Source organism: Arthrobacter sp. Hor0625 (assembly GCF_052567525.1).
This window is the reverse complement of record NZ_CP199586.1, coordinates 2,556,895-2,583,789: the sequence shown is the minus strand read 5'-3', so window position 1 is coordinate 2,583,789 and position 26,895 is coordinate 2,556,895. Positions and strand designations below refer to the sequence as shown.

General features: G+C 67.2%; 23 protein-coding genes and 2 tRNA genes. 15 read left to right on the top strand and 10 right to left on the bottom strand.

The genetic code is table 11. From position 1 onward, the window contains the following. Positions 1-10 precede the first annotated feature (10 nt). On the bottom strand, positions 11-1,732 hold the full coding sequence (gene ilvD / locus ACTWLI_RS11915; protein WP_445154044.1) for a dihydroxy-acid dehydratase: 1,722 nt from the start codon (positions 1,730-1,732) through the stop codon (positions 11-13). A 98-nt stretch (positions 1,733-1,830) separates the two neighbouring features. Further along, a complete protein-coding gene (locus ACTWLI_RS11910) occupies positions 1,831-2,799 on the bottom strand; it encodes a LysR family transcriptional regulator (RefSeq protein WP_445154043.1) in 969 nt (322 codons plus the stop codon). Between the two features lie 104 nt (positions 2,800-2,903). Between ACTWLI_RS11910 and ACTWLI_RS11905 the strand changes: the two genes are divergently transcribed. From ACTWLI_RS11905 to ACTWLI_RS11895, 3 genes are all read left to right on the top strand, one after another. Continuing rightward, the gene (locus ACTWLI_RS11905) at positions 2,904-3,815 is read left to right on the top strand and encodes a sunset domain-containing protein (RefSeq protein WP_445154042.1); all 912 of its coding nucleotides are present in this window, start codon (positions 2,904-2,906) and stop codon (positions 3,813-3,815) included. Positions 3,816-3,900: 85 nt separating this feature from the next. Continuing rightward, on the top strand, positions 3,901-5,025 hold the full coding sequence (locus ACTWLI_RS11900) for a PQQ-dependent sugar dehydrogenase (RefSeq protein WP_445156175.1): 1,125 nt from the start codon (positions 3,901-3,903) through the stop codon (positions 5,023-5,025). 118 nt (positions 5,026-5,143) lie between these two features. Continuing rightward, positions 5,144-5,219, top strand: a tRNA-Lys gene (locus ACTWLI_RS11895). A 784-nt stretch (positions 5,220-6,003) separates the two neighbouring features. Here ACTWLI_RS11895 and ACTWLI_RS11890 read toward each other — a convergent pair. Then, on the bottom strand, positions 6,004-6,138 hold the full coding sequence (locus tag ACTWLI_RS11890; protein ID WP_445154041.1) for a hypothetical protein: 135 nt from the start codon (positions 6,136-6,138) through the stop codon (positions 6,004-6,006). 300 nt (positions 6,139-6,438) lie between these two features. Further along, positions 6,439-6,948 carry a MarR family winged helix-turn-helix transcriptional regulator gene (locus tag ACTWLI_RS11885; protein ID WP_445156174.1) on the bottom strand — a complete coding sequence of 170 codons (510 nt, stop codon included), beginning with the start codon at positions 6,946-6,948 and terminating at the stop codon, positions 6,439-6,441. A gap of 95 nt (positions 6,949-7,043) precedes the next feature. Between ACTWLI_RS11885 and bcp the strand changes: the two genes are divergently transcribed. From bcp to ACTWLI_RS11855, 6 genes are all read left to right on the top strand, one after another. Then, a complete protein-coding gene (gene bcp / locus ACTWLI_RS11880; protein ID WP_445154040.1) occupies positions 7,044-7,517 on the top strand; it encodes a thioredoxin-dependent thiol peroxidase in 474 nt (157 codons plus the stop codon). Between the two features lie 76 nt (positions 7,518-7,593). Further along, positions 7,594-7,675 (top strand) — tRNA-Leu (locus ACTWLI_RS11875). A gap of 266 nt (positions 7,676-7,941) precedes the next feature. Next, entirely contained in the window at positions 7,942-8,628 is a 687-nt protein-coding gene (locus ACTWLI_RS11870; RefSeq protein ID WP_445154039.1) for a fasciclin domain-containing protein, read from the top strand. Between the two features lie 263 nt (positions 8,629-8,891). Beyond that, the gene (locus ACTWLI_RS11865) at positions 8,892-10,502 is read left to right on the top strand and encodes an ABC transporter substrate-binding protein (RefSeq protein ID WP_445156173.1); all 1,611 of its coding nucleotides are present in this window, start codon (positions 8,892-8,894) and stop codon (positions 10,500-10,502) included. Positions 10,503-10,581: 79 nt separating this feature from the next. Then, positions 10,582-12,084, top strand: coding sequence for a malate:quinone oxidoreductase (locus ACTWLI_RS11860; protein WP_445154038.1), 1,503 nt, complete (start codon positions 10,582-10,584; stop codon positions 12,082-12,084). Between the two features lie 83 nt (positions 12,085-12,167). Further along, on the top strand, positions 12,168-15,446 hold the full coding sequence (locus tag ACTWLI_RS11855) for an efflux RND transporter permease subunit (protein ID WP_445154037.1): 3,279 nt from the start codon (positions 12,168-12,170) through the stop codon (positions 15,444-15,446). 45 nt (positions 15,447-15,491) lie between these two features. On the opposite strand, the gene ACTWLI_RS11850 is transcribed toward ACTWLI_RS11855, so the two are convergent. Beyond that, positions 15,492-16,238 (bottom strand): GAF and ANTAR domain-containing protein, encoded by a 747-nt coding sequence (locus ACTWLI_RS11850; protein WP_445154036.1) that lies wholly within the window; start codon positions 16,236-16,238, stop codon positions 15,492-15,494. 202 nt (positions 16,239-16,440) lie between these two features. Here ACTWLI_RS11850 and ACTWLI_RS11845 point away from each other — a divergent pair, with 202 nt between their 5' ends. The 3 genes from ACTWLI_RS11845 to ACTWLI_RS11835 all read left to right on the top strand — a co-directional run bounded on the left by ACTWLI_RS11845 (position 16,441) and on the right by ACTWLI_RS11835 (position 18,907). Then, entirely contained in the window at positions 16,441-16,731 is a 291-nt protein-coding gene (locus ACTWLI_RS11845; protein WP_445154035.1) for a hypothetical protein, read from the top strand. Positions 16,732-16,934: 203 nt separating this feature from the next. Further along, complete coding sequence (locus ACTWLI_RS11840) at positions 16,935-17,858, top strand: ETEC_3214 domain-containing protein (protein ID WP_445154034.1); 924 nt, start codon at positions 16,935-16,937, stop codon at positions 17,856-17,858. A gap of 758 nt (positions 17,859-18,616) precedes the next feature. Continuing rightward, positions 18,617-18,907 (top strand): hypothetical protein, encoded by a 291-nt coding sequence (locus ACTWLI_RS11835; RefSeq protein ID WP_445154033.1) that lies wholly within the window; start codon positions 18,617-18,619, stop codon positions 18,905-18,907. 184 nt (positions 18,908-19,091) lie between these two features. Here ACTWLI_RS11835 and ACTWLI_RS11830 read toward each other — a convergent pair whose 3' ends face one another. Then, positions 19,092-20,144, bottom strand: a complete 1,053-nt coding sequence (locus ACTWLI_RS11830; RefSeq protein WP_445154032.1) for a S66 family peptidase — start codon at positions 20,142-20,144, stop codon at positions 19,092-19,094. 86 nt (positions 20,145-20,230) lie between these two features. Between ACTWLI_RS11830 and ACTWLI_RS11825 the strand changes: the two genes are divergently transcribed. After that, complete coding sequence (locus ACTWLI_RS11825; RefSeq protein WP_445154031.1) at positions 20,231-21,121, top strand: hypothetical protein; 891 nt, start codon at positions 20,231-20,233, stop codon at positions 21,119-21,121. Positions 21,122-21,477: 356 nt separating this feature from the next. Here the strand turns inward: ACTWLI_RS11825 and ACTWLI_RS11820 are convergent, their stop codons facing one another. Together ACTWLI_RS11820 and ACTWLI_RS11815 are read right to left on the bottom strand one after the other, a co-directional pair. Next, positions 21,478-22,476, bottom strand: a complete 999-nt coding sequence (locus ACTWLI_RS11820; RefSeq protein WP_445154030.1) for a LysM peptidoglycan-binding domain-containing protein — start codon at positions 22,474-22,476, stop codon at positions 21,478-21,480. Between the two features lie 452 nt (positions 22,477-22,928). Then, a complete protein-coding gene (locus ACTWLI_RS11815) occupies positions 22,929-23,201 on the bottom strand; it encodes a DNA gyrase subunit A (RefSeq protein ID WP_445154029.1) in 273 nt (90 codons plus the stop codon). 262 nt (positions 23,202-23,463) lie between these two features. On the opposite strand from ACTWLI_RS11815, the gene ACTWLI_RS11810 reads away from it, so the two are divergent. Beyond that, complete coding sequence (locus ACTWLI_RS11810) at positions 23,464-24,567, top strand: LLM class flavin-dependent oxidoreductase (RefSeq protein ID WP_445154028.1); 1,104 nt, start codon at positions 23,464-23,466, stop codon at positions 24,565-24,567. After that, the gene (locus tag ACTWLI_RS11805; protein ID WP_445154027.1) at positions 24,567-25,127 is read left to right on the top strand and encodes a MarR family winged helix-turn-helix transcriptional regulator; all 561 of its coding nucleotides are present in this window, start codon (positions 24,567-24,569) and stop codon (positions 25,125-25,127) included. Before ACTWLI_RS11810 ends, ACTWLI_RS11805 begins: the two co-directional genes overlap by 1 nt. A 60-nt stretch (positions 25,128-25,187) precedes the next feature. Here the strand turns inward: ACTWLI_RS11805 and ACTWLI_RS11800 are convergent, their stop codons facing one another. Together ACTWLI_RS11800 and ACTWLI_RS11795 are read right to left on the bottom strand one after the other, a co-directional pair. Then, positions 25,188-25,994, bottom strand: a complete 807-nt coding sequence (locus tag ACTWLI_RS11800; RefSeq protein ID WP_445154026.1) for a transglutaminase-like domain-containing protein — start codon at positions 25,992-25,994, stop codon at positions 25,188-25,190. An 85-nt stretch (positions 25,995-26,079) separates the two neighbouring features. Beyond that, on the bottom strand, positions 26,080-26,889 hold the full coding sequence (locus ACTWLI_RS11795; RefSeq protein ID WP_445154025.1) for a hypothetical protein: 810 nt from the start codon (positions 26,887-26,889) through the stop codon (positions 26,080-26,082). Positions 26,890-26,895: the final 6 nt, after the last annotated feature.

The window sequence follows — 26,895 nt, the reverse complement described above, 5'->3', positions numbered from 1 at the left end:
GGGTCCGTTGTCACCCGCAGTAGGCGCCGGTGGAGGCGCTGTGGACCAGCTTGGCGTACTTGGCGAGCACACCCTTCGTGAACTTGGCCGGCAGCGGCTCCCAGCCCACCTTGCGGGCCTCGAGCTCGGCCGGTTCCACCAGCAGGTCGAACGAGCGGGCGGCGATATCGACGCGGATCCGGTCACCGTCCTTGACGAAGGCGATCGGACCGCCGTCGACCGCTTCCGGCGCGACGTGGCCGATGCACAGGCCGGTGGTGCCGCCGGAGAAGCGGCCGTCCGTGAGCAGCAGGACGTCCTTGCCGAGGCCCGCGCCCTTGATGGCACCGGTGATGGCGAGCATCTCGCGCATGCCGGGGCCGCCCTTGGGGCCCTCGTAGCGGATGACGACGACGTCGCCGGCCTTGATCTCGCCCTTGTCCAGCGCGTCCAGGGCTCCCTGCTCGCGTTCGAAGACGCGGGCAGTGCCCTCGAAGACGTCGGCGTCGAAGCCGGCGCTCTTGACGACGGCGCCTTCCGGTGCCATCGAGCCGTGCAGGATGGTGATGCCGCCGGTCTTGTGGATCGGGTTGTCCAGCGCGCGCAGGATCTTGCCGTCGACGTCCGGCGGGTTGATCGCCTCGAGGTTTTCCGCGACGGTCTTGCCGGTCACGGTGAGGCAGTCGCCGTGCAGCAGGCCGGCGTCGAGCAGGGCCTTCATAATCACCGGCACGCCGCCGATCTTGTCGACGTCGGTCATCACGTAGCGGCCGAAGGGCTTCAGGTCGCCCAGGTGCGGGATCTTGTCGCCGATCCGGTTGAAGTCGTCCAGGGTCAGCTCGACCTCGGCTTCGCGGGCAATGGCCAGCAGGTGCAGGACCGCGTTCGTGGAGCCGCCGAAGGCCATGGTGACGGCGATGGCGTTCTCGAAGGCCTTCTTGGTCATGATGTCGCGGGCGGTGATGCCGAGGCGGAGCAGGTTCACCACGGCCTCGCCGGACTTCCGCGCGAAGTCATCACGACGGCGGTCGGCCGACGGCGGGGCGGCGGAGCCGGGGAGGGACATGCCCAGGGCCTCGCCGATGCAGGCCATGGTGTTGGCGGTGTACATCCCGCCGCAGGCACCTTCGCCCGGGCAGATGGCCTTTTCAATCCGGGTCAGGTCCTCCATGCTCATCTTGCCGGCGGCGCAGGCGCCCACGGCCTCGAAGGCGTCGATGAGGGTCACTTCTTTTTCGGAGCCGTCCTCGAGCTTGACCCAGCCGGGCATGATGGAGCCGGCGTAGAGGAAGACGCTGGCCAGATCCAGGCGGGCCGCTGCCATGAGCATGCCGGGCAGGGACTTGTCGCAGCCGGCCAGCAGCACCGAGCCGTCGATCCGTTCGGCTTGCATCACGGTCTCCACCGAGTCGGCGATGACTTCGCGCGAGACCAGGGAGAAGTGCATGCCCTCATGGCCCATGGAGATGCCGTCGGAGACGGAGATGGTGCCGAACTGCATCGGGAACCCGCCGCCGGCGTGGACGCCTTCCTTGGCGCCCTGGGCCAGCCGGTTCAGGGAGAGGTTGCAGGGAGTGATTTCATTCCAGGAGCTGGCCACGCCCACCTGGGGCTTGGCGAAGTCGTCGTCGCCCATGCCGACCGCACGGAACATGCCGCGTGCGGGGGCGGCGTGGATTCCATCGGTGACGACCCGGCTGCGTGGCTTGATGTCCGGCTTGGTCTCTGTCGCTGTTTGGGTGTCCTCACTCATGGCTCAAAGTCTAGGGCTACGGCGCAGGCAGCAACGAGCCGGATGGGCTCATTAAGCCCAATTCCGGGAATATTTCGTCCGGATGGTGGACCGTCGTCTCATTCTGCGGAACCTATCGGGTGCTCGCCGGCCGCCAGGTGATCCGCGTCACGCAGCTCGGGGGCTTCCGCCACGGCGCGGGCTTCGTCCTTGAGCATGGCCAGTACCTGCTGGATGCGCGTGCGGGCCGCAGCCTCCGGGCGGGCCAGTGCCACGATGCTGCGGCTGGCCTTCACACCCCGGAGCGGGCGGAGCACGAAGCCCCTCCCCTGGTTCTTCAGGGCCGTGTAGCGCGGCAGCAGGCTGAGTCCGTGCCCGGCGCTGACCAGGGCCTCCAGGACGCGGAGGTCTGGATACAGCTGGGCCCGGACCGCCGGGGAATCGGCCTGCAGCTCAATCTGGCGCAGCACGGTGTCGAAGGGGAACCCGTCGGGCACGCCCATCCAGGGGAATCCGACGACGTCCCCGGCGCTCAGGGCGGACTTGCCGGCGAGTGCATGGCCCGCGGGGACCGCGACGTCGAGCGGTTCGTCAAGGAGCGGGATGACCTGCAGGCCCTGCCGGGCAAACACCCCGGGCCCGTCGACGCTGTGGGCGAGGACGATGTCGTAGTCGGCGGCGAGGGACGCGAAGCCGGCGACGCCCGGGTCCTCGAAGTGGGCTTCGAAGCGGAGCCCGTCGATGTCCTTGACCCGGTGCAGCAGGCCCGGCAGGAACATTTCCGCCGCGCTGGGGAAGAATGCGGCCCTGATCCGGGTCTGCCATCCGCGCCGGTAAGTGTCGACGGTTGCCTCGGCGCGGGCCAGGGCGGTGGAGACGTCGGCGGCCGCGCCCGCCATGGCCAGGCCCGCCTCGGTCAGCCGCACTCCCCTGCCGGACTTCTCGACGAGGACGACGCCCAGCTCCTCCTGCAGCGTCTTCAGCTGTTGAGAGACTGCCGACGGCGTGACCCGCAGTGCTTCCGCGGCGGCGCCGACCGTGCCGCGGTCCGCCAGTTCGCGGAGGATCCGCAGTCGCTTGAAATCCATGAAGCGAGGCTACACGGGGCGGTTCCGGAACGCTGGACAGTGCCGTCGGGCCGGACGTAACGTCAAGCAACGGCAACCCTGCCCCTGGACAGAAGGATTCCGCTATGGATTGGATTACCTGGCTCATCGTCATCGTGGTGATTGTCGGCGTCGTGTGGTGGCTGCTGAACCGCAACAATGCCCGCAGCGGCGCGGAGACCTCCACGTCGGGGACCTCCAAGCCCGCCGACCAGGCTCCTGCCAGCGGTGAGCGCCACGACGGCGCCCTGTCCGGCGGGGCCGCCGCGTCCTCGGCCGCGGCGGCCGCCACCACCGGGATGCCCTCCGCCGCCGGATTCGGCAACGCCGAGCCGGTGCCGCCGACGACGGCCGACGACGAAGCTGCTGCTGCGGCGGCCCGGCCGACCGGTGAGGAGCCGGGCGCCGAGGACACCGAGTGGGAAACCCAGTGGTCCGAGACGCCGCCGGCCGACACCCACGCCGCACCGCACCATGAGGCCCCGCATGCGGGCCATCCGCGCCACGAGGCAGCCGCCGGGACGACCGCCGGGACTGCGGAAACGTCGGCCGCGCCGGTGCACCACGACGAGTACACCGGCCCGCACGCCCCGACCCTTCCCGGCGCGGAGTCCGCGGCGGCAGAGGCCGCCGACATTGAGACCGCGCAGGCAGCCGCCTCGGCCGCCGCCACGGAGGGCTCCGCCAGCCATTTCGCGGAGCCCCGGACCGCCGAACCCGCCCACAGCGCCGAACCGTCCCATACCGCCGAACCGGCCCAGGCGCCCGCACCGGCCGGGCACCTCGCCGTTGAGCAGCCCTACGGCGAGGGGTCGGCCGCCCCGGCAGCGGACGGCAGCGGACCGGAAGGCTTCACCGTGAAGGGAAACGCCTCGTCGATGATCTACCACGATGAGACCAGCCCCTCCTACGAGGAGACCCGCGCCGAGGTCTGGTTCGAGTCCGTAGCCCATGCCGAGGCCGCCGGGTTCCGTCCCCCGCGCCGCTCGCGCCTCTAGCGGGACGGCGTCCCGGCCAGTGCGAGGGAACACGCCACATCGAAGCGCCCCGGCGGCAGCAGCGGCCGGGGCGCTGGCGGCTGCACTGGCCCTCGCGGCCTCGGGCTGCACCGGCACGGCAGGCACGCCCGCCGCGCCACCCGCCAGCGGCAGCGCACTGGCCACCGAGGGGAATACCGCTTCCGGCAGTCCGGCGACTTCCGCGCCGCCCGCCTCCGGGCCCTCTACCCCGCGGCCGTCCACCACAGCCCCACGCGTCGTGGCACGGATCGACGCCAATCTTTCAATCCCCTGGTCGATCGTCTTCCTGCCTGACGGCACCGCGCTAATCTCCGAACGGGACAGCGCGCTCCTCAAGGCAATACGGCCCGGCGCCCAGGACGCGGCCGACACCGTGGGCCAGGTGCCCGACGTCGTGCCCGGCGGAGAGGGCGGCCTGCTGGGACTGGCCCTGTCCCCCGGCACCGGCAGCGGCCGCCACCTGTACGCCTACTTCACCGCCGCGTCCGACAACCGGATCGCGCGCTTTCGGCTGGGCCCGGACGGGCTGCCGGACCTGGGCGCCCCGGAAGTGATCTTCTCCGGGATCCCCAAGGCCGCCACCCACAACGGCGGCCGGATCCGTTTCGGCCCGGACGGGTTCCTCTACGTCGGCACCGGGGACGCCCGCCGCAGCGGGGACCCCCAGGACCGCAACGCCCTCGGCGGCAAGGTTCTGCGGCTCACCGCGGACGGCAAGCCGGCGCCCGGAAACCCCTTCGGCAACAACCCGGTGTACAGCCTGGGCCACCGCAACGTTCAAGGACTGGACTGGGACAGTGCGGGGCGGCTCTGGGCCAGTGAGTTCGGCCCCGACGTCAACGACGAATTGAACCTGATCGTGCCGGGCGGCAACTACGGTTGGCCGGAAGTGACCGGGGCGCCGCACCGGGGCGGGTTCCGGGATGCCGCCGCGGTGTGGCCGTCGACGGCGGACTCATCGCCGAGCGGCCTTGAGATCGTCGGCGACACCGCCTACCTTGGGGCGCTTCGCGGGCAGCGTCTCTGGACGATCGCGTTGCGGGGCGAAACTGCCGGCGAACCTGTGGCCTATTTCACACGGCAGTACGGTCGGATCCGCGACGTTTCGCTCGCTCCGGACGGACGCCTGTGGGCGCTTAGCAACGGCCAGAACCCTGATTTTGCGCTGGTTTTGGAGCTTCCGGGGTAAGCGCACGGTGACCCCCGGGTCCCGATTTCACACTGCACCAAAACTCGTGTAGAGTTTCATGTCGTTGCGGAGAACACCGCGGGAAATAAACAGCCTGCGGGGAACGAAAACAACAGCTGCACCTCTAGCTCAACTGGCAGAGCAATTGACTCTTAATCAATGGGTTCCGGGTTCGAGTCCCGGGGGGTGCACCAAAGGAAAACCCCGTTCAGCAGACTGAAAAGTCCGCTGAACGGGGTTTTTGGTTTAAGCGCACCGGCCGGCGTTTGCCCATCGCAGACCAGCCGGACGGCTACCCCGTCGACGGTGCGCTTAGGGGCGCGTATGCCGGCCAAGTCCGACGGCACCGGCCGCCGCCACGAGCAGCCCGCCCAGGGACAGCAGCACGCCGCCGACGGTAAGGCCGGACGTCGCGGAGCTTGCGCCCGATGAGTCCGCCGCTGTGGTGCCCGCCCCGGTGGGCAGCGGCTCCCCCGCGTCCGGGGCAGGGGTTGCCGTGGCGGGCGCTGAGGGCGTGGGAACGGCGTTCGAGGCCGCGGGACGGGGCGTAGCCGGAGCGGCCGTGCGGGAGGGGCCGACGGTTGCCGCCGGAACTGCAGGATCTGGGGCAGGCGCTGTCCGGGGCGCCGGTGTCGAACGGCCGCCGGGCGCCGGGGCCGGGCCGACGGGGGCTGGCGGCGCGGACGGTGCCGTACTGCCCGACGGCGAGGGCTTGGCCGCAGGTGGGGGTGATGGAGTGGGCGTGGGAGAAGCGTGGCACCCGGGCAGCGGAATCAGCACGAGAGGTCCGCAGGGGCCGGCATAGGCCGGCGTGGCAGCGGCCGGCACTGCCACGAGGACAAACGCCAGCGCGGCAGCAGCACTTCCAAGCTTCCCCGCCCCGGATCGCGCAGCCGACCGCCGCTTCCGGTCATGCCGCCGCCCAGGGCGGCGCGGCCACAGCCGGACCGTCGAAGGAGCAGGCATCGGGCGGGGGTCCTAGCGGCGCTCGGCGGCTGCGAGCTGGAAGTGGATCGGCAGTGCCAGCTGAATCGGCGCAGCGCCAACCGGCTCGTCAAGCAGCTCGTTGATCGAGGTCTGCCCTTCCAGCTCAACAGTCAGCTGCGCATCCATGCCTCGATCCTAATTCCGCTCCGTGCCCGGCACGGGGAAGGACACGCAACCGGTCGGGCGTACGCCGGACTGCAGCCGGACGCTATAGGGGTCAGCGCACAGCTTCGACCGGTTCCGGGTGGGGATCACAGTCGTCGCAGAACACGGCCCCGGTCAAGTCTCCGCAGCACTGGCAGCGATGTTCCAAAGATCTGGCTTCGAGGACATATCGAGTCATGGACCCATGCTTCACGAGCGCGCCGCTATCGAAACCAGTAGTCAGTACTTGTTTCCCTGGCCGGGAGGGGCGGAGGGAGACGCCTAGAGGGCGTCTGCAGTAACTCCGGCGTCGGAAGCCGCCACGGCCTGCGCCACGGCCACCGGGTCCGCAGAGGTGACGATGGCCTTGGCCTCGGTCGTGGAGATCCGGTTGGCCAGCTCGCGGACCACGGACTTCAGCTCGTGCCGAAGCGCGTCCGGGTCAATCGACGCCGCCGCCAGAACGGACCGCTCCATGTCGGCCGCCGTGACGACCGCTTCGCGGCCGCGTTCGGTCAAGGTGACGACGTGGCTGCGGCGGTCCGAGGGGCTGCGCTCCCGGGAAATGTGTCCATGGGCTTCGAGCCGGCTCAGGGTCTTCCCCATGGTCTGGGCTTGGACCCTCACCAGTTGCGCCAGTTGAGCTTGGGTCATGGGTCCTTGGGCGGAAAGCACTTCCATCGCAATGACCCCCGCGTGGGTCAGGCCGATCGCCCCCAGTTTTTCGTTCCAGGAGTGTTCAACTAGGCGTGCTGCCGTCGACAATAGGCGGCCGGTTGGCCAGCGTTCCATATCAGGCATACCAAAGAGTATAGCGAGTGTCCGATTCGGCGCCGCCGCCGGTGCTAAGTAGGCTGGGATTCCCCAGATTTCCCAAGGAGATGAACATGCCTGAACGACTTGTCCCCGGAGACGAAGCGCCGGACTTCCGGCTGCAGGACTCGGACGGCAACGAAGTGGCGCTGCAGGACTTCCGCGGCCGCCACACCGTGGTCTATTTCTACCCCGCCGCCGCCACCCCCGGGTGCACCAAGCAGGCCTGCGATTTCCGGGATTCCCTGGCCGCATTGCAGGCTGCCGGCTACGAGGTCGTCGGCATCTCCCCCGACCCCGCGGCCAAGCTGGCCGCGTTCGCCGCAGCCGAGGGCCTCACCTTCCCGCTGCTGTCCGATCCGGACCACGCGGTGGCGGAGGCCTACGCGGCGTGGGGCGAGAAGAAGAATTACGGCCGCACCTATGAAGGCCTGATCCGGTCCACGGTGGTCGTCGGCCCCGACGGCAAGGTCACCCTGGCGCAGTACAACGTGCGCGCCACCGGCCACGTCGCCAAGCTGCTCCGCGATCTGCAGCTGGCCGGCTGACCGGCCGGCAACGGTCTGTAGAATGGTGGCTGGCGTGCGTTGACGGGGCCCCTTCGGCCCCCGGCGACGGCGCAGCGCGCGAGTGGTGAAATTGGCAGACACGCAGGATTTAGGTTCCTGTGCCTTCGGGCGTGGGGGTTCAAGTCCCCCCTTGCGCACTTTGGAAGAGAACCCCGGTCTTTGGACCGGGGTTCTTTTTTGTGCCCTCTTTATGGGCCGGAATTCCGAAGCCCGGAAAGGGATTCGGCAGCGGACGCCGGGGATCGGGAAAAGAAATTCATATCCCACCCATCCCCTCCCGCCGGGCACCCGAATATCCAGTGAGACACCAACCAAGGGTCGGTGCCCACCAGTCGGAGAAACGCCGCAGCGGCCACGAGGTCCGCTGCCGGCAATGAAATCGGCACAACAAAGGAGATTCGAAATGCAGACCATCAAGCGCACGACTTTCGCCGTTGCAGGTATCGCTGCCGCCGCCATGCTCAGCCTCACCGCCTGTGGCGGTTCCACCAGCGGATCCAGCGCCTCGGCCCCGGCCGCCGCACCGTCCGAATCCGGCATGGCCTCGAGCATGGCGCCGTCGCCGTCGATGAGCTCCTCCGCCGCAGCCATGGACCCGGCCGCCGACCTTGTCGGCTCCGGCTGTGAGGCCTACGCCGCCCAGGTTCCCGACGGCAAGGGCTCCGTCGCCGGCATGGCCCTTGACCCGGTCGCCACCGCCGCCTCCAACAACCCGATCCTGACCACCCTGACCGCTGCCGTTTCCGGCAAGCTCAACCCCAAGGTCAACCTGGTGGACACCCTGAACGGCAGCGAGTTCACGGTCTTCGCTCCGACGGACGACGCGTTCAAGAAGATCGACGCCGCCACCATCGACAAGCTCAAGACCGACGACGCCCTGCTGAGCAAGATCCTCACGTACCACGTTGTTCCCGGCAAGGTCAGCCCGGCGGAGATTGTGGGCACCCACAAGACCGTCCAGGGCGGTTCGGTGACCGTCACCGGCAGCAAGGATGCGCTCAAGGTCGACGGCGCCAACGTCGTGTGCGGCGGCGTCAAGACCGCCAACGCCACGGTCTACATGATCGATTCGGTCCTGATGCCCAAGTAGACATTGCCTAGGCCTCCAGTCACGGATCCAGCCTGACTCCCTGGGTCCTCCGGAGAAAACGAAGGCCCGCACCCCCGGTGCGGGCCTTCGCCGTGTCCAAGGGATTCACCCGGCCGGTCAACTAGACTGGGCCTTGGCCGCAGCCGGCGGCCGTCCAGTTCCCAGAGGTGATTCCTTCAGTGCCCAGCAGTCCCGCGCCCAGAAGCAGGGCCCCCCGCAGCACAGTGCGCCGCATCGCCGCCGGCGTCGGGGCGGTTCTGCTCATGCTCCCGCTGGCCTCCTGCACCGGCGTCCCCGGCCCGACGCCGTCGTCTTCCTCTGCCTCCACCCCCGCCGGCCCCACCGCCACTTTCACCTTCGGCACCGCCTCGCGCCCGCTGGGCCTGGACCCGGCGCTCGTCTCCGACGTCGACTCGTACCGCATCACCCGGCAAATCCTTGAAGGCCTGGTCGGCGTCGACCAGACCAGCGGGAAGCCCACCCCGCTGCTCGCCACCGAGTGGACCACGAGTGAGGACGGCAGGTCCTACACGTTCACCCTGCGGGAAAAGGTGAAGTTCCAGGACGGTACCGCGTTCAACGCAGCGGCCGTATGCACGAACTTCAAGCGGTGGTTCAACTTCTCCCCGGCGCTGCGCAAGCAGGCCCCGGGCAGCAGCTTTAAGGGCGTGTTCATGGCCCACGCCGACCAGGCCCCGCTCTCCATCTACAAGGACTGCAAGGCACTCTCCGCCGGCAGCGTCCGGATCGACCTGACCCAGCCGTTCACCGGCTTCCTCCAGGCGCTCACCCTGCCGGCGTTCGCGATCTCCTCGCCGCGCGCCCTGGCCGCCGGCTCCGCGGACGTGCTGAACCAGAACCGCGAGGGCCAGCCGGTGTCCGCCTACGCCCTGCACCCGGTGGGCACCGGCCCCTACGTCTTCGGCTCGTGGGACAACAACACCGTCACGCTGACCACGAACAAGGGCTACTGGGGCGACCGCGGCCAGATCGCCACGATCAACTTCGTCAACTACGACCACCCGCAGACCCGGATGCAGGCGCTGCTGGACGGAAAAATCGACGCCTACGACGCAGTGACGGTGGGCAATTTCGACCAGCTGGTCAAGCGCGGCAAGCAGATCATCCAGCGCGACCCGTTCTCCGTCATGTACCTGGGCATGAACCAGCAGGTGCCCGTGCTGCGGGACCTGAAAATCCGGCAGGCGATCGAGATGGCCCTGGACAAGGACACCCTGATCCGGAAGTTCTTCATTGACAACACCTCGGCCGCCTCTCAGTTCGTGCCGCCGAAGCTGAGCGGCTTCAACAACAACGCCCCGTCCCTGGGCTACGACCAGGCCAAGGCCAAGAAGCTGCTTGCCGACGCCGGGTACAAGGGCGAAGAGCTCAAGTTCTACTACCCGCTGAACGTCGCCCGCCCCTATCTGCCGACCCCGGAGAAGGTCTACGCCGAGATCAGCCGCCAGCTCACCGCCGTCGGGCTCAACATCAAGCCCATGCCGGTGGACTGGTCCGACGGGTACCTGCAGAAGGTCACCTCCCCGGGCGACCATGCCCTCCACCTTCTCGGCTGGAACGGCTCCTACGCGGACCCGGACAATTTCGTCGGCCCGCTGTTCGGCGAAAAGACCGGCGAGTTCGGCTACCAGGACCCGCAGGTGTTCTCCAAGATTCTGCGGGCCCGTGGCCTCCCGGACGGGAAGGAACGGACCGAGCAGTACCAGACCATCAACGCCCAGATCGCCGAGTCGGTGCCGGCGGTGCCGATCGCGTTCCCGATCTCGGCCCTTGCCCTCTCCGACCGGGTGCTGAAGTACCCGGCGTCCCCGGTGCTGAACGAAGTTTTCACGAACGTCCAGCTAAAGCCTTGACGTAACCGGCCAATTTCAGTTAGTAGGCGGTGCGGGGATATTCTGTGACAGCCAGAGCCGCTGCTATCGGAGACTGATCGTGACTTTCATTTCCAAGACCCAACATGCCGACGTCGTCCTGATTGGCGGCGGCATCATGAGCGCCACGCTCGGCGCGTTCCTCAAGCAGCTTGAGCCGAACTGGACCATCTCCCTCTTCGAGCGGCTGGACCAGCCGGGCCTGGAAAGCTCCGGCCCGTGGAACAACGCCGGCACCGGACACGCGGCCCTGTGCGAGCTGAACTACTCCCCCGCGGCCAAGGACGGCTCGGTTGATCCGGCCAAGGCGCTGCACATCAACGAGCAGTTCCAGCTCTCCCGCCAGTTCTGGTCCCACCTGGTCACCAACTCCCTGATCGGCTCGCCCAAGGGCTTCATCAACACCGTCCCGCACATGAGCTTCGTCGTCGGGGATGCGAACGTGAACTTCCTGAAGACCCGCTACGAGGCGCTGAAGCCGAACCCGCTGTTCCGCTCGATGGAGTACTCCGAGGACCAGGCCCAGATTGCCAAGTGGGCCCCGCTGATCGTCAAGGGCCGCGACCCCAAGCAGCGCGTCGCCGCCACGCGCGCCGCTGAGGGCACCGACGTCGACTTCGGCGCCCTGACCCGCGAGCTGACCGGCTACCTCGGCAACAACGGCGTGGAAATCAACTACGGCCACGACGTCACCGGCATCAAGCGGGCCTCCGACGGCGGCTGGGACCTTGAACTCAAGCACCCGCGCTCCGGCGAACACGGCTCGATCCACGCGAAGTTCGTCTTTGTCGGCGCCGGCGGCGGTGCCCTGCACCTGCTGCAGGCCTCCGGCATCCCGGAGAGCAAGGGCTACGGCGGATTCCCCGTCTCCGGCCAGTTCTTCCGCTGCACCGACGAGACCCTGGCCGCCCAGCACAGCGCCAAGGTCTACGGCCAGGCCTCCGTGGGCGCACCGCCGATGTCCGTCCCGCACCTGGACACCCGGTTCGTCAACGGCAAGCGCAGCCTGCTGTTCGGCCCGTACGCCGGGTTCTCCACCAACTTCCTGAAGAACGGCTCCTACCTGGACCTGCCGCTGTCCATCCGCCCCTCCAACATCATCCCGATGCTGGCCGTGGCCAAGGACAACATGGACCTCACCGCCTACCTGGTCAAGGAAGTCGCCAAGCGGCACGGCGCCAAGGTCGAGGCCCTGCGCGAGTACTACCCGGAGGCCAAGGACGGCGACTGGGAACTGATCACCGCCGGCCAGCGCGTCCAGATCATCAAGAAGGACCCGAAGAAGGGCGGCGTGCTGCAGTTCGGCACCGAGGTCATCGCCGGCCGCGACGGCTCCATCGGCGCGCTGCTGGGCGCTTCCCCGGGCGCCTCCACGGCCGTGCCGATCATGATCGAGCTGCTGCAGAAGGCCTTCCCGAAGAACTTCAAGGGCTGGCAGTCCAAGCTCAAGGAGATGATGCCGGGCTACGGCGTCAAGCTCAACGAGAACCCGGACCTCGCGGCCCAGCTTGAGGCCGACACGGCCCGGGCACTGCAGCTGGAACCGGTCCCGGCCGGCCGCTGAAACTCTGCCGGGTTGCGGCACGTTTAGTCCCATTGAGGCGTTCCGTCGTGGCGAGCGTCCGCTAACCCCCAGGAGTTCATGAGATGTTCCGGCTGGCCCAGCTCTCGCTAGCAAACCGGGCGCTGATCGCGCTGATCACCATCTTTGCGTCGGTGTTCGGCGTGATCACGATGACCTCGCTGAAGCAGGAGCTCATCCCGTCCATCGAGTTCCCGCAGATCACGGTCATCACCTCGATGCCGGGCGCCTCCCCCGAGGTCGTGGACAAGCAGGTCAGCGGGCCGCTGGAGACGGCGCTCCGCGGCGTCGAAGGTCTGGAGTCGACGTCGTCGACCTCCCGCAACGGCGTCTCGCAGATCACCCTGGCGTTCACCTACGGGTCCAACCTGGACCGGGCGCGGAACCAGATCGACCGGGCCATCTCCAACGCCAAGCAGGCGCTCCCGAAGGACGTCCAGCCGCAGGCGATCGCCGACAGCATCAGCGACTTCCCGATCGTGTTCCTGGCCGTGTCCTCGGACAAGCCGCTGAGCGAGCTGAACGCGGACCTGGTCCGGCTCAGCGTGCCGCGGCTGCAAAAGCTCGACGGCGTGCGCGGCGCCGAGGTGACCGGCGGCGCGACCCAGCACATCAAGATCCTTCCCCGGCCTCAGGACCTGGCCGCCAGCGGCGCCACGATCGGTTCCATCTCCGACGCCCTGAAAAACAACGGTTCCCTGGTGCCGGCCGGCAGCATCGAGGAGAAGGGCAAGACACTGTCGCTGCAGATCGGCAGCCCGGTCGACTCCCTGGACGCGATCAAGGCGCTCCCGCTCTCCGGGGCCCAGGACGCCGCAACGATCGGCAGCGTGGCGGATGTCAGCCTTGCCGAGGACGCCCGCACCTCGATCACGCGGACCAACGGCAAGGAAACCCTGGCCGTCTCGGTCACAAAGAAGCCCGAGGGCGACACCGTGGGCATCTCCCACGCGGTCAAGGACACCATTCCGCAGCTGGAGGCGGAGCTCGGGTCCAACGCGAAGTTCACGCCCGTCTTCGACCAGGCGCCGTTCATCGAAAAATCCATCAAGGACCTGACCACCGAGGGACTCCTGGGCCTGGGCTTCGCCGTGGCGGTCATCCTGCTGTTCCTGCTCTCCGTGCGCTCGACCCTGGTCACGGCGGTGTCCATCCCGCTGTCCCTGCTGATCACCTTCATCGGGCTTTCGGTTACCGGGTACTCCCTGAACATCCTGACCCTCGGCGCGCTGACCATCGCGATCGGCCGAGTGGTGGACGACTCGATCGTGGTGATCGAGAACATCAAGCGGCACCTCAGCTACGGCGAAGCGAAGATCACCGCGATCCTGACCTCCATCCGTGAAGTCGCCGGCGCGATCACCGCGTCCACGCTCACCACGGTGGCCGTGTTCCTGCCGATCGCCTTCGTCGCCGGGCTGGCCGGAGAGTTGTTCCGGCCCTTCGCCCTCACCGTCACGATCGCCCTGGTGTCCTCGCTGCTGGTCTCCCTGACCATCGTCCCGGTGCTGGCGTACTGGTTCCTGCGAAACCCGGCGGTCAAGGCCGGCGCCGCGGATAACCGGGCGGACGCCGCCTCCGAGGCTGCTGCGAAGGCGCACGAGGCCGAGCAGCGCAGCATCCTGCAGCGCGGCTACCTGCCGGTCCTGCGCGGCACCCAGCGGCACCCCGTGATCACGCTGGTGGCGGCGGTCCTGGTTCTCGGCGGCACGGTCGCCATGTCACCGCTGCTCGCCACCGACCTGCTGGGCCGCTCCGGCGAAAACAGCATGACCGTGAAGCAGACCCTCCCGGCCGGCACCGGCCTGGCCGAGGGCAGCGCGGCCGCAATCAAGGTCGAGAAGGCCCTCCTCGGCATCGACGGCATCAAGGATGTCCAGGTCACCACCGGCAACGCCCAGACCGGTTTCTCCGCGCTGCAGTCCACCGGGGCGGAGAACTCCACCTTCACCGTGGTGACCGAGGAAAAGGCCAACCAGGGCAAGCTGCAGGACACCGTGCGTGCCGAGCTGGCCAACATTTCCGACGCCGGAAAGATCACGGTCGGCTCGCAGCAGGGCGGCTTCGGGACGACGTCGACCGTGGACATCACGCTCAAGGCCGCCCGGTCCGATGACCTGCGCACCGCCAGCGACGCCATGGTCAAGGCGATGGAGGGCGTGCCCGGCTCGACCGAGGTCAGCACGAACCTGGCCGCCAGCCAGCCTGTGGTGCAGGTCAAGGTGGACCGGGCCAAGGCCACCGCGGCCGGCCTGAACGAGCAGCAGGTCGCCGGTGTCCTGGCCTCGACCATCAGCCCGGTTCCGGCCGGAACGGTCCGCATCGGCACCAACGATTACCCGGTCCGGATCGGCGAGGGTACCCGGTTCACGAGCATCGACGCGGTCCGGGACCTTAAGCTGCCGACGGCGCGGGGCCCGGTCCCGCTGTCCTCGATCGCCTCCGTGGAACAGGCGGATGTGCCGGTGTCCGTTACGGCCAGCAACGGCCAGCGCACCGCCCGCGTGTCCGTCACCCCCTCGGGCAGCAACCTCGGGGCGGTCAGCACCGAGGTCCAGTCGCGGCTGGCCACGGTCCAGCTGCCGCCGGGCGTTACCGCGGAGATCGGCGGCGCCACGACGCAGCAGGCCGAGTCCTTCAGCCAGTTGGGGCTGGCACTGCTCGCCGCCATCGCGATCGTCTACGTGATCATGGTGGCGACCTTCAAGTCCCTCGTGCAGCCGCTGATCCTGCTCGTCTCCATCCCCTTCGCCGCCACCGGGGCGATCGGCCTGCTGCTGGTGACCCGGGTCCCGCTGGGCCTGCCGTCGCTGATCGGCATGCTCATGCTCGTTGGCATCGTGGTGACGAACGCGATCGTGCTGATCGACCTGGTCAACCAGTACCGGCAGCCACGCAACGGCCAGCCGGGGATGAACGTGGCGGACGCGATCACGCACGGGGCCCGGCAGCGGCTCCGCCCCATCCTCATGACCGCGCTGGCCACCGTGTTTGCGCTGACCCCGATGGCGCTCGGCCTGACCGGCGGCGGCGGCTTCATCTCCCAGCCGCTCGCCATCGTCGTGATCGGCGGCCTCATCTCCTCAACCCTCCTGACCCTGATCCTCGTGCCGGTGCTGTACCGGCTGGTTGAGGGCCGGCGGGAGCGCAAGGCACTGCGGAAGGCCGACGGCGGCGCTGCCCCGCACGGCCGCCGGGCCCGCCCCGCGGCGTCGACCCCGGAGACACCCGGCGGCGAAGGAGCCGGGGCCCCGGCCCGCGCCGGTACTCGACCGGCCACGGGCAGCACGGACGACGACGAACGCGACGACGAACCGGACGAGGCGCCCGCGCTTCGGCACTGATACGCTCCGCCGCCCTCCGTGCCAGAGCCTTCGTGCCGTGAGATGCTAGCCGAAGTGAGTTGCGACCTTGCCACCGCCTGCGGATTCCACTATGGAAGCGGCGACATCGCGGAGCTTCAAATTGCGGTTGTTTGAGGCGGCTTTGATGAGGCCAAAGGCTTCCTGCTGAGTACACCGGTTCTGCGCGATGATGACACCGACCGCCATGTCGATGACGGTCCGCGAAGTCATTGCCAGCCTGAGGTTCTCCGCGGTTTGACTGTGCTGGGCCAGCAAAACCGCCAGCCTGAGGCCTTTAGAAGCCTGGGCAACGAACCCCTGCGCCCGGCTCACCGACCCGCCATCGAAGGCGTGGGCGTTTTCCGAATAGAGGTTGAGGCCAGCGCGGACTGAGTCGTCCGGCAAGTGGAAGGGCACTGCGAGGATGGAGCGGATTCCATTGGCGGCGGCGATAGCGTTGTACGCCGGGAAGGTGTCATCACCAGCAAGATCGGGAATGTGGACCAGCAATTGCCGCCTGCTGGCCATCAGACACGGCCCCTCATCGAGTTGATACTGCAACTCGTCGAGCCTGCGTGCCTTTTCGCCACTGCTCGCCACCGTACCGGCGGAGCCGGGACGCAGCAGCGTAATCCCGCAGAACACTTCGTTCTTCTCCGACGACAGATTGGCGGAGGCATAACGGGCCAGTTCGTCGAGAAAGTCGGCGACGTCCTGGGTCTCCAGAAGCAGGTCCTGTACCTCCGCGGCGACGGGTCCCCGCTCAGCCCCGTTCAGCCCGGGCTCCCTCATCGGTCCCATACCTAACTATGCACCCTGCCCTGCCGGGCCCGACAGCCTGCAACGTCGGCTTACCGGCGCTGCGGGGCCGGTCCGGGTGGACGTACTTCCGAAAATAGTGACGTAAGTTACTTCCGCGTTCAAAATTGGTGCACTAATCTTCTTTTTGGGTCAAGACGCGGCCCGTTCGTGTTTCGTAGAGAGATCCATATCTATGACCACCGGAAAACTTGGCGTCACGGCGTCAGTCGACCTCGATGCCTCGACTGTTACGATCCGCCCCGTCGGAACGCTGACCAACCGAAACCTTCAAGGCCTGCTTGCCCTTCGCCACCGGGCTGAACGCGCCCTCCCCCAGTGCGACATCGTCCTCGACGGCGCGTTCCTCGGCTACGGGTCGGAGGACGCCCGCGAAGCTCTGATCAGGTCCGGGCTGCACCCGGGAACCGACCGGCCCCGCCGCACCGGCCTCGGTCGCCGGGCCGCCCTGAAGCAGGCGGCATGAGCGGTCTACCGCATCCGGAAGCGCCATCGCGGCCGCAGCTCCCTCCAGCCACCCGCGGATATGGCCGTTCATTGGGGGCGGCCATATCCCCGGGCAATGCATGACCGCGGACGCGGCGTGGGCAGAGTACTTCGATCACGTCGCTTCTGCGGCGTCCGCTCGTTCCTAGCCACTCGTGGCCAACCCAGAATCACGAGGTTGTCATGACCAAAGAAGCCGAACCACAGGACCACTTGGGCAGCCGCACGCGGGAGGCGACCCACGGGTACAGGACGGGCAGTGTTGCCACTTTCCTGGGAGTCTTGCTGATGACGGTTGCGGTCGGTTGCAATTCCCCGAACGCGTCGACCCCAAGCACGTCACCCGCTGTCGCGTCGCCGCCGAGCGCTTCGCCTCGGGTCTCGACGTCGGCAGGTGCACCGCCCCAGGGCGATGCGCCAGTTGCCTCAGGCCCCGCTGACCCTTTCCAAGCGCAGAAAGAGGCAATCGATTCGCTGGCGTTGGAGCAGTCCGTCGAGTTCGTCAACAGTAAACTTGGTGTGCCGCGAGAATCCCACCCTCTATGTTCGAAAACATCCACCTGCAGTCTGGGCACGTCCGGCGAACCGTTGCTCAACATATACCGCGATGATCATTACACCGTCCGTGCGATATTCGACGCGAACAGCTTGAAGTTCTTCGCCGTCACCATGGAATCCGACCAGTACAAGCCGCACATTCGCTGGCTTTACGGTCTTGGCGCAGTCGGAGAGTTTACGTACAAGGACGCTGCGGTAACGGACGGCATCGAACCCACAGCACTGATGATTCAGCTGGGACCCCGGTCATCGGCCTACGCGGAGATAATTTCCGTGGGGGCCCCGGGACACTATCAAGGGCTCATTCTGGGCTGGGCCCCGGACGGTTTCGGGAACTTGCCGTGGGACAGTAAAGGGGCCGAAGCGCTCAGCGCCAAACAGATTTCCTCCACCGACCGGCAAGCCCTGCTCGAAGCGGCCGGTTCCTTCCGCTCAGGTTCCGTGCCGAACACCGTTGGCCTGTTCTTGGATGACGGTGGCACCATGAGCCAGCTCCTGAACGACCCGCAAAACGCGATCGCCATCCTCTACGCGGGCACCAGGCAGTGACCGTCACCGACAACTCGGCCCCATCGTCGGTGCGGGAGATACGCTCGCTGTCCGGGCACTGGTGAAAATCAGGCGGCGCGCTGAGACGACTTCCCAGCGTGCACCGACAAGGCGAGCAAACGGTTGAGATTAGGCTGGACCCACAGCAGAACGCCGGCTTGAAAATCCATTGGGGGGAATATGGGACAACCACACGCAAACGGAATCAATTTTCGGGAGATGGACCAAAATGGAAATGCCGGCGTCCACCCGTCGACGGCAGTCGGTGAGCCGGACCGTCGGGAGGTCCTGGTCCATCAACCCGTTCGTTGCCCTATTGTGGCTGCTGACCGCGGTACTGGTCGTCGACAGCTTGGCGATTCTGTCTACCGTGACTTTCAATATCAGCCCCCCCGAGTGGGCCTCCCGCCGTCTCATTCCTCATGATGACATTTGCACCGCAAGCGCTACTCGTCGGGGTCGTCGTCGTCCTTTGCCAACTCTTCTGGCGCGCATGGCAATGGCAGCAGCGGCGCGCGGAACGGCCGGCCCGCTGACCCCGGAGCGCGAGCCCCGGGTCCCGCCGGACACGGAGCAGCTTTCGGCGGTCCGCCCCTGTGGGGTGGTCCTGGACGCTCGCACGGCGGGCCTCGCCCAAAATTAACCGCCCGCGTATCTGCAGTAGCAAAGATCACATTTAAGTTGATTGCCCGCGGCTATTTCCCTTAACCTCCTATCGAGGTTTTGCAGAGGGCCTTCTTCGTGTTTCGTAGGCCGCTGTGTCCACCAAGCCCGCCGGCACCGTCGCCGTTGACCTGGATCTCACCACCGTCACTATCCGCGCGGCCGGCCTGCTCGACGCCGAGAACATTTCCGGCCTTCTGGCTGTCGCCAGCCGGGCTCAGCGCACACTCCCCGACTTCATGGTCCGGCTGGACCTTGAGCACCTGCGCGCAGCGTGCCCCGACGCCCTCCACCGCCTGCACCAAAGCACGGCAGTAACTGCGGCTGTCAAGGACAGGGCCCTCACCGTACCGGCCCCGGCCCTCAGACCAAGGCTGGCGGCGTGATCGGCAGCGCGCTCCCTCACCCGGCGAACCTGCCGCGCTCCCGGCCACGGGACCCATGAACCACCACGGGTATGGCCCACAGGAACGCGGATTGGGGGTGGGCCATCCCCGTGGGAAACGTACGTACGCCCGGCGGTGCTCCCCGCTCTGCGACGCGCCGTTCGACGGGTCCCCGCCCGACGCATCAGCTGTAGTCAGCGTCAACCGTTTGGGTGGTTCCGTCAAGGCGGACGAGTCCGCCATGGGGAAGAATCCATTGTGGCCGTGTGTGCCCGAAAGGAACTCCGGCGCAGATCACCGCATCCGGGTTGTACGTCCTCACCTGCCCGATGATCACGTCACGTTGCTCGGCCCTTAGTCGGGCGCGTTCCGCCGCTGCCGGCACAGTTTCCCCAAGGCTGCTGACCGGCGGGCGGGCCACGAGCACGCCAGCGGCGGCTTCGAGGATCCCCCGCTCCCCCAAGGCCCGCACCCATCTCTTGACTTTGTCTGCGCCAGGGAGTTCTTCACTGGTTTCGAAGAGCAGAATCGCGCCTTCGAGGTCGCCCACAGCCGGCATCCGATCGGCCATCGCGATCTGGTCAATGACCTCCAGGCATCCGCCCCACGACCGACCCTGCACAACCGTCGCCGGACCAGCCCAGGTCCACGGTTCCGTCGCCTCCCGGACTCCGAACTCGGTCAGAGCTCGAGGATCCGTCCAGGGAACGCCAAAGTCTTCCGACTCTCCGGGGTCGGACAATTCAATGGTTCCGCCGTCGATGAGTGCGGCGCGAAGCGAGGCAAGGTGCACCCGGTCCACGCCTGGGCCCGCTCCCAGGTGGACCTGCGTGGAACCGCCGTAGTAGCTGGTGATCCCGAGACCCCACAGGAAGTTGTGCAGGTTCGTGTTGTCGCTGTAGCCGAGGAACGGCTTCGGGTTGCCGGCGACGACGGCGGCGTCGACGTGCTTGATGACGGTGATTTGGTCGTTGCCCCCGATCGTAGCGAGCACAGCCCGGACAGTGGGGTCGGCGAACGCGGCAGTGATGTCGTCGGCCCGTGCTTGCGCGCTTGCGCCGAGCTGCCGTGTCGTTGGGTACTCGACTGGGATCAACCCGGTGATTTCCGTCAGCCGCTGCATGGCCTGCTCGTGAACAGCTTCCGAAACGGCTGGTGCCGCGAAGGCCGGAGAGAGGACCGCGACCCGATCGCCAGCGCGGGCCTTCGCCGGTGAGGTCAGTTTCTGTGAGGTCATCGGACCATTAGAGCAGCCAGCCGTCGAGACGCACGGCTTCCACGCCGGGCCGGAGCCGTCCGCCACCCGTCGGCTAGGCTGGCGCCATGGAGTCGTTGCCCAATGCTGCGCCCGGTGAATGGCTGACACCGTTGCTGGATTCCGCGTGGCATGACATGCACGTTGTGGTGCCTCGGGGTTTCCCCGCCTACGCCCGGATTTTCCATCCGGTGGTGCGGGACCGCCCGCGGGACACCGGGACGTGGCACGGACATCCGCGAAGGGACCTCGTCACCCTCGAAGAAGAACAGGTCCGCTGGTCCGTCGTCGCGAGTGCATTCGGGTCGAAGATGCACCCGTTGGCCCAATTTCACCGACTCCCAGGGCACATACCGGGCGGGCAGGAAATCCTGGACAGCGAGGGCTGGCGTTATTCCGGACCCCTCACCGGCAATCTCGCACCAAACATACTGGCAGTCCTGGCGGCCCGCCTCTGTGAACATACCTCCACACCCCACCAGGGTGTGTCCGCGATCTGGGAAGGATGGGGAGGTCTCACCAGCTCCGCCGGCTACGCGGAGCTCACGTTCTCAAACGACCAGGCCCCTGCGAAGCCTTTTCCCGTCTCCGCCGTGCTGCAAAAAGCACCTGGTCCCGGCCTGCTACCGGCGGAGGTCATCAACGGCGGGACGCTGACCCTGCCGGGGCGCGCCTATTACCTTTTTGACGCTGCCCCGCAGTTTTACTGTGATTCCGGGTGGGTAAATCAAGTGCCGTGGCACCATTCCCCGCAGTTCCCGCAATCACCGAACATCCTTTGGCCATCGGACCGAAGCTGGGTCATGGTGACGGAAATAGACTTCGACTCCACGGTGGTCGCGGGCAGCCGCGACCTCGTATCGGCATTGGTGCGGGATCCGGCGATCGAGGCGCTGCCACTGGATGAGGGGGCAGACCTGACATGGGACGCCGACGTTCCCAACCGTCCCGGCGAATAGCAACCACGGACGCCGGCTCGGCCAGCGGGCTGACTAATTACCGTCGGTGGCCCGTGTTGTCGAGTCCGACGACATGCGATTGGCCAAGAGTCTTTCCCCGGTAGAAATCGCGAAGCTCCCGCTCCGAAGCCGGGTCGGATCCCGCAGGGGGCCGCAGCGACCTCCGGGAAATGTCGCGCCAGATGGACGCAACAATAATGACCAGGGCGACTATGCCTAAGACAATCCACTCCATGATTCCCCCTTCAACAGTCAGTCTATCCAGCGGTCGGCGAGGGCAACAGGTGGAGGGCACGGCGGCCCGTTCCGGTCCCGGCCGGGCAAGCGTCTCCCCCGCAAAGGACCGACAGGAGGACTTACTGGTGAATCGGTTTGTCCAGGGAAAGGCTGAGGGTCTGACCCGGCAGAAGCTCCCCTGTGGGTAGATCCGCATATGCGTACCAGGAGCCGCCGCTGCCGGTGAGCGGTCGGTTCGCGGCTCTCAGGTCAGTAACGCCAAAGCGGAACGCGATTTGGCGCTCAGTGTCCCCGGCAGAAGTTGTATAGGTGAGCGGGATGCCGTCGGCATCGGAGGTGAAGGTGCCCCGGGCGCCGTCGATCTTGAGCTTGGCGGGGGTGAGCACCACCCTTGTCCCCGCCCGGATGGGACCGTCCGCCGTCAAAGCCGGGTTGTATTGCAGCAACTGGTCCGTACTGGACCGGAACTTATAGCCAAGACTGTCGAACGAGTCACCGTCGACCGTGGTGTAAAAGACGGCATGACCAAAGGAGTTATTGACGGTCTCTCCGCTGCCTGACCTGCTATCGACCGGATTCTTCTGCAGCTGTACGCGCTTTCCGGCACGGACGAAATACGTGTTGCCCTTCTCGTACGTGTACGGGACCTTGTTCGCTTCCGCCAACTGCTCCTCGGTGAGACCGAACCGGTAGGTGATCCCGCCAAGGGTGTCGCCCGCTTCAATCAGGTAACTCGTCGGGATGCCCTTGGCATCGACGACGGGCGTACCCTTCGCCCCGGTGATCGGCCCCGGGGCGGGAATCAGGCGAAGTTTCGTGCCCGGAGCCAGGGGCGCCCCGGGCACGAGATTGTTGAATTCAGCGAGTTTCTCCTCGGAAATCCGGAAAGAGCCGGCGACGATCGCAGGTGTGTCGCCGGAGACCGTGGTGTAGAAATCCGCGTTTCCAAAAGAATCCGCGTCCACCGGCCCCAGCGCTGAACGCGCTGCGGCCCCGGTCGGGACGTCGGCTGCTGCTGTGGGGGTGTTGCGCTCTGAGGCGACCGGGGATGGGAGCTCCGGGGAGACACATGCCGCCAGTCCGGCTGACAGCGACACCACCAGGATGGCGCCGCCCACTCCCCTCATCAGGCGCTTCTCGACACCCGGACACCCAGTAGTTCCCGCCATCACACCCCCAATAGAGCCGCTCAGGGCCGCTCTCGGCCCGGACAGAACAAGAACGAGCCTAAGCGAGAACCCTGCATCAGGTACTCTGGCGGCGCAGGTAACTGCGAGCACATAAATGCGAGCACAGCTTTGGGGGATGGCGTGGACCACAAGACGAGACTATTGATAGCCGGCGCAGGGATTGCCGGTTTGAGCGCACTGTCACAACTTCTGTTCGTCCTTACCAAGCTCCCTGTCATCTTTTGGTCTGATTTTCTGGGCGGAGTCGCCGCAGCCGCCGTCACCTCAATTCTCTTGGTCCTCCTCCGGGCCCGGATGCGGCGGTCGGCATAATCGCCCTATCGGCACGCCCGATGCCTAGGCCGAAAGGAGGCACCCGATGTGGATCCCAAGCGCCTTCTTCAGCGCCCGTCCAGCAACCGGGATCTAAGTTCCTCTGCCCGGGAAGCGAGCGCCCGACGCTGGTCTCGGGTGAATCGTCTGACCTGCATGTCGAGGATGAACCGGCTGCTTAGCTCTCCCACGCCCAGCAGTTGACCAACGCGACGGATTGCTTCCTCCGCGTCTTCTGAGTCGTCGACCGTACGGAAAACCTCCTCGCGACGATCCGTGGCCTGCAACAGAGCCTCGACAATCATCAATTCTTCCCGCGTCCGCCGCTCAACCTCATTCATGCCGCGATTCTTGCACGACCGGCAGGCGAGGGGCCCGCCTACGCCGTGCCAGCTGGCTGGAGCCGCGTGCTCGTTTTGATCAACACCGGACGCTCCGATCCCTCCCGCAAGCCGGCCCCCTCCGGGGATCGACGGCAGCCGGGATCGGGGCACCGGAATAATCCCGCGAGCCACGCGTTGTAGACGGTGATAGATGCAAATGCATGTAAATCGGCTATAGTGGAAGCAGTTACCGGAAGTCTCCGGCCCGGAAAGGAACACCATGCAGATCGGCGTATTCAGCGTCAGCGACATCACTACCGACCCCACCACGGGCCGCACCCCCACCGAACACGAGCGCATCAAGGCCTCCGTTGCCATTGCGAAGAAGGTCGAAGAGATCGGCATGGATGTCTACGCCATCGGCGAGCACCACAACCGTCCGTTCTTCTCCTCCTCCCCCACGACCACGCTCGCGTATATTGCCGCGCAGACAAAGCGGATCATCCTCTCTACCGCCACCACGCTGATCACCACCAACGATCCGGTGAAGATCGCCGAGGACTTCGCCATGCTCCAGCACCTCGCCGACGGCAGGGTTGACCTGGTCCTGGGCCGCGGCAACACCGCCCCGGTCTACCCGTGGTTCGGGAAGAACATCCAGGACGGCATCGAGCTCGCGATCGAGAACTACTCCCTGCTGCGCCGGCTCTGGGACGAGGACACGGTCAACTGGTCCGGAAAGCACCGCACTCCGCTGCAGAACTTCACCTCTACGCCGCGGCCGCTCGACGGCGTCGCCCCCTTTGTTTGGCACGGCTCGATCCGCACCCCCCAGATCGCCGAAGTGGCCGCCTACTACGGCGACGGTTTCTTCGCCAACAACATCTTCTGGCCCAAGGAGCACTACCAGCAGCTGATCGGCCTCTACCGCGAACGCTACGAGCACTACGGCCACGGCAAGGCGGACCAGGCCATTGTGGGCCTCGGCGGCCAGTTCTTCATGCGGAAGAACTCCCAGGACGCCATCAAGGAGTTCCGGCCGTACTTCGACAACGCGCCGGTCTATGGCCACGGCCCCTCCCTGGAGGACTTCACCGCGCAGACCCCGCTGACGGTCGGCAGCCCCCAGGAAGTCATCGAAAAGACCCTGACCTTCCGGGAACACTTCGGCGACTACCAGCGCCAGCTGTTCCTGATCGACCACGCGGGCCTGCCGTTGAAGACCGTCCTCGAGCAGCTGGACCTGTTCGGCGAGGAAGTCCTGCCGGTGCTCCGCAAGGAATACGCCGAGAAGACTCCGGCCCACGTACCCGCCCCGCCGACCCACGCTGGCCGGGTCGCCGCATCGCTGGCAGCCCATGAGGCCGCCCCGCAGGAGGCGTGATGCCTGGCGGACACGGCCCGGCAGCGGCGGCGCAGACGTCGACGCCGGGCACGGCGCCGTCGTCGGAAACGCCGACGGCAGCGCCGGGCGCCGCGGTGCGCCTGTCGGCCCAGACCTGGGAGTCGCTGTTCCGGGCGCAGGTGGCCGTGATGCGGCGGCTGCAGTCCGGACCGGCCTTCAAGTCCCTTGCGGTCAACGAGTACGACGTGCTGTTCACGCTCTCCGGCTGTCCGTCCGGCTGGCTCCGCCAGAACGAACTGAACGATCATGTCCTGCTGAGCCAGTCGAGCCTGAGCCGGCTCGTGGAACGGCTGGAGAAGCGCGGCCTCGTGGAGCGCCGTCCGGCGCCCGACGACGGCCGCGGCGTCCTGGTCCGGCTCACCGACGCCGGCCGGGAGCTGCAGAAGCAGATTGGCCGCGAGCACGTCCGTGACATCGCCGAGCTCGTGGCGCCGGCGCTGACGGCCGAGGAACAACGCGAACTGCTGCGCCTGACCGAGAAGCTCCGCGCCTCGGTGCAGGGCAGGTCCGTGCCGGGGGCGACGGGCACCGCCGGGTAAATTCCGCCGGTCGGAGTCCGGCAGGCGGAGACCCGCCGGTCGGGAGTCCGGCCCGGCAGGCTACCGGATGGTGACCAGCTCGGCCGGGTCCTCCGCGGGCAGCTCGCCCGTGACGGTGGCGGTGACCTTGAGCTCCCGGAGGGACAGGCTGCCGCCGACGGTGGACAGGAACGCCGTGTCGGATGAGTCCCGGCCGGCGGTGATCCGGAGCATGCTGGCCCGCGGCGCCAGGCCGGTCGGGTCGATGACATGCCAGGCGCCGTCGACGTGGGCTTCGGCGACGGCATGGAAGTCCATCGGGCTCAGGCCGGGCGCATAGACGGCAGCCAGCCGGGCCGGGATGTTCTTGGACCGCAGCAGCGAGATGGCCAGGTGGGCGAAGTCCCGGCAGACACCGCGCCGGTGCAGCAGGGTTTCCACTGCGCCGTCGGTCCCCCGCGAGGAGCCGCTGACATACCGCAGCTCACTGAAGACCCAGTCCCGGACCGCGTGCAGCAGCTCCGCGCCGGCCAGGCCGCCGAACTCCGCGTACGCCGTCGGGAGCAGCCGGTCCGATTCGGCATAGCGGCTGGGCCGGACATACCGGATGAGTTCCATCAGTCCGGGCTCCTCGGGCGCCGCAAAGCCGGTGACGGTGGCGCCGTAGTCCACGACCACCTCCGTGGGCTCGGCGAACTCCATGTAGTGGAACCGGCCGCCGTGGTGGTCGGCGAGTTCGGTCAGCGGCACGTCGGCGCCTTCCGCGGTCACGGACAGCGTCTCCTCGAAGCCGCTGTAGCCGGGATTCCGGGCCACCGCGACGGCCATCGCGACCCTGGTGTTGGCCACCGTTTTGAAGGCCAGGCGTGCGGTCACAATGCGTTCCATGAATCTCCGGGGGTGCTGGCGAAGCCGCTGGATCGGGCAGCGGCTTTGGCGGTCTGCCGGGACGCCAGGGGGCGGCGCGGCTGGACTAGTTGTTGATCTTCAGCGACATTAGCATCCGCTGGACGTTGGCGAATTCGGAGCCCTGGTTGACGTATTTGTCCGCCTGGTCCAGCGTGTCGAAGGCCTTGGCCGGGGCGACCTTCTGGTCCGGGGCAAAGGCCTTGAGTTCCACCAGGTCGCCGAAGGAGTAATCCCCGGTCGCTTCCGTGCCGCGGACGATGTTCCGCAACGCGCAGGCCTTTCCGGCCGCTCCGCCCACCATATTGGTGATGCCGTAGGAGCCGAAATACTTGTAGCCCTGGATGACGCGATACACCACGTGCGGCTCGATGGTTCCTTCCCCGCCGCGGTGCGGCAGCTCCACCGGAACGCTGCTGACCACCACGTACGGTTTGGCCGCCGCGGGCTTGCAGGCACCGGCCGGCTGCGGCCGGAGCCCGGTCTGCAGGGTTGCCAGATACCGACCCGCCGCGTCCTTGACCTCAACCCTCAGCGCACCCGGCAGCGTGCCGGCCGCCGGAGCCACCGACTGGGCAATCCAGTCCTGCGGCAAATCGAAGCTGACGGTCTTCCCGGGATCCGAATAGGTCTTCCAGGCCGACGCCGTCGCGCCGGGCGACGCCGTGGCCGCGGTGGCGGAGGGGGTCCCGGACACCATAGCGCCGGTGCCCGCTGTGGCACCCCCGGCCGCGTCCGACGTCGGACCTGCGGCGGGCGTTCCCGCCGTCCAGACCGGCGTGCCATTGCCGCCGCCGCTGCAGCCGGCGAGCGCCGCCGCCGTTAGTGCCAGCGCCGCGGTAAACCGGAGTCCGCGAGGAAGAACCGTCCCAGTCATGGACAA

What these genes read in the sequence shown, in the direction of transcription:
- bcp (WP_445154040.1), top strand. Translation starts at nt 7,044, where the DNA reads ATGCCTGAACGACTTGTCCCCGGAGACGAAGCGCCGGACTTCCGGCTG.
- ACTWLI_RS11890 (WP_445154041.1), bottom strand. Translation starts at nt 6,138, where the DNA reads ATGGATGCGCAGCTGACTGTTGAGCTGGAAGGGCAGACCTCGATCAAC.
- ACTWLI_RS11885 (WP_445156174.1), bottom strand. Translation starts at nt 6,948, where the DNA reads ATGGAACGCTGGCCAACCGGCCGCCTATTGTCGACGGCAGCACGCCTA.
- ACTWLI_RS11825 (WP_445154031.1), top strand. Translation starts at nt 20,231, where the DNA reads ATGGAGTCGTTGCCCAATGCTGCGCCCGGTGAATGGCTGACACCGTTG.
- ACTWLI_RS11850 (WP_445154036.1), bottom strand. Translation starts at nt 16,238, where the DNA reads ATGAGGGAGCCCGGGCTGAACGGGGCTGAGCGGGGACCCGTCGCCGCG.
- ACTWLI_RS11815 (WP_445154029.1), bottom strand. Translation starts at nt 23,201, where the DNA reads ATGAATGAGGTTGAGCGGCGGACGCGGGAAGAATTGATGATTGTCGAG.
- ACTWLI_RS11830 (WP_445154032.1), bottom strand. Translation starts at nt 20,144, where the DNA reads ATGACCTCACAGAAACTGACCTCACCGGCGAAGGCCCGCGCTGGCGAT.
- ACTWLI_RS11805 (WP_445154027.1), top strand. Translation starts at nt 24,567, where the DNA reads ATGCCTGGCGGACACGGCCCGGCAGCGGCGGCGCAGACGTCGACGCCG.
- ACTWLI_RS11905 (WP_445154042.1), top strand. Translation starts at nt 2,904, where the DNA reads ATGGATTGGATTACCTGGCTCATCGTCATCGTGGTGATTGTCGGCGTC.
- ACTWLI_RS11855 (WP_445154037.1), top strand. Translation starts at nt 12,168, where the DNA reads ATGTTCCGGCTGGCCCAGCTCTCGCTAGCAAACCGGGCGCTGATCGCG.
- ACTWLI_RS11800 (WP_445154026.1), bottom strand. Translation starts at nt 25,994, where the DNA reads ATGGAACGCATTGTGACCGCACGCCTGGCCTTCAAAACGGTGGCCAAC.
- ACTWLI_RS11845 (WP_445154035.1), top strand. Translation starts at nt 16,441, where the DNA reads ATGACCACCGGAAAACTTGGCGTCACGGCGTCAGTCGACCTCGATGCC.
- ACTWLI_RS11865 (WP_445156173.1), top strand. Translation starts at nt 8,892, where the DNA reads ATGCTCCCGCTGGCCTCCTGCACCGGCGTCCCCGGCCCGACGCCGTCG.
- ACTWLI_RS11840 (WP_445154034.1), top strand. Translation starts at nt 16,935, where the DNA reads ATGACCAAAGAAGCCGAACCACAGGACCACTTGGGCAGCCGCACGCGG.
- ilvD (WP_445154044.1), bottom strand. Translation starts at nt 1,732, where the DNA reads ATGAGTGAGGACACCCAAACAGCGACAGAGACCAAGCCGGACATCAAG.
- ACTWLI_RS11910 (WP_445154043.1), bottom strand. Translation starts at nt 2,799, where the DNA reads ATGGATTTCAAGCGACTGCGGATCCTCCGCGAACTGGCGGACCGCGGC.
- ACTWLI_RS11870 (WP_445154039.1), top strand. Translation starts at nt 7,942, where the DNA reads ATGCAGACCATCAAGCGCACGACTTTCGCCGTTGCAGGTATCGCTGCC.
- ACTWLI_RS11795 (WP_445154025.1), bottom strand. Translation starts at nt 26,889, where the DNA reads ATGACTGGGACGGTTCTTCCTCGCGGACTCCGGTTTACCGCGGCGCTG.
- ACTWLI_RS11810 (WP_445154028.1), top strand. Translation starts at nt 23,464, where the DNA reads ATGCAGATCGGCGTATTCAGCGTCAGCGACATCACTACCGACCCCACC.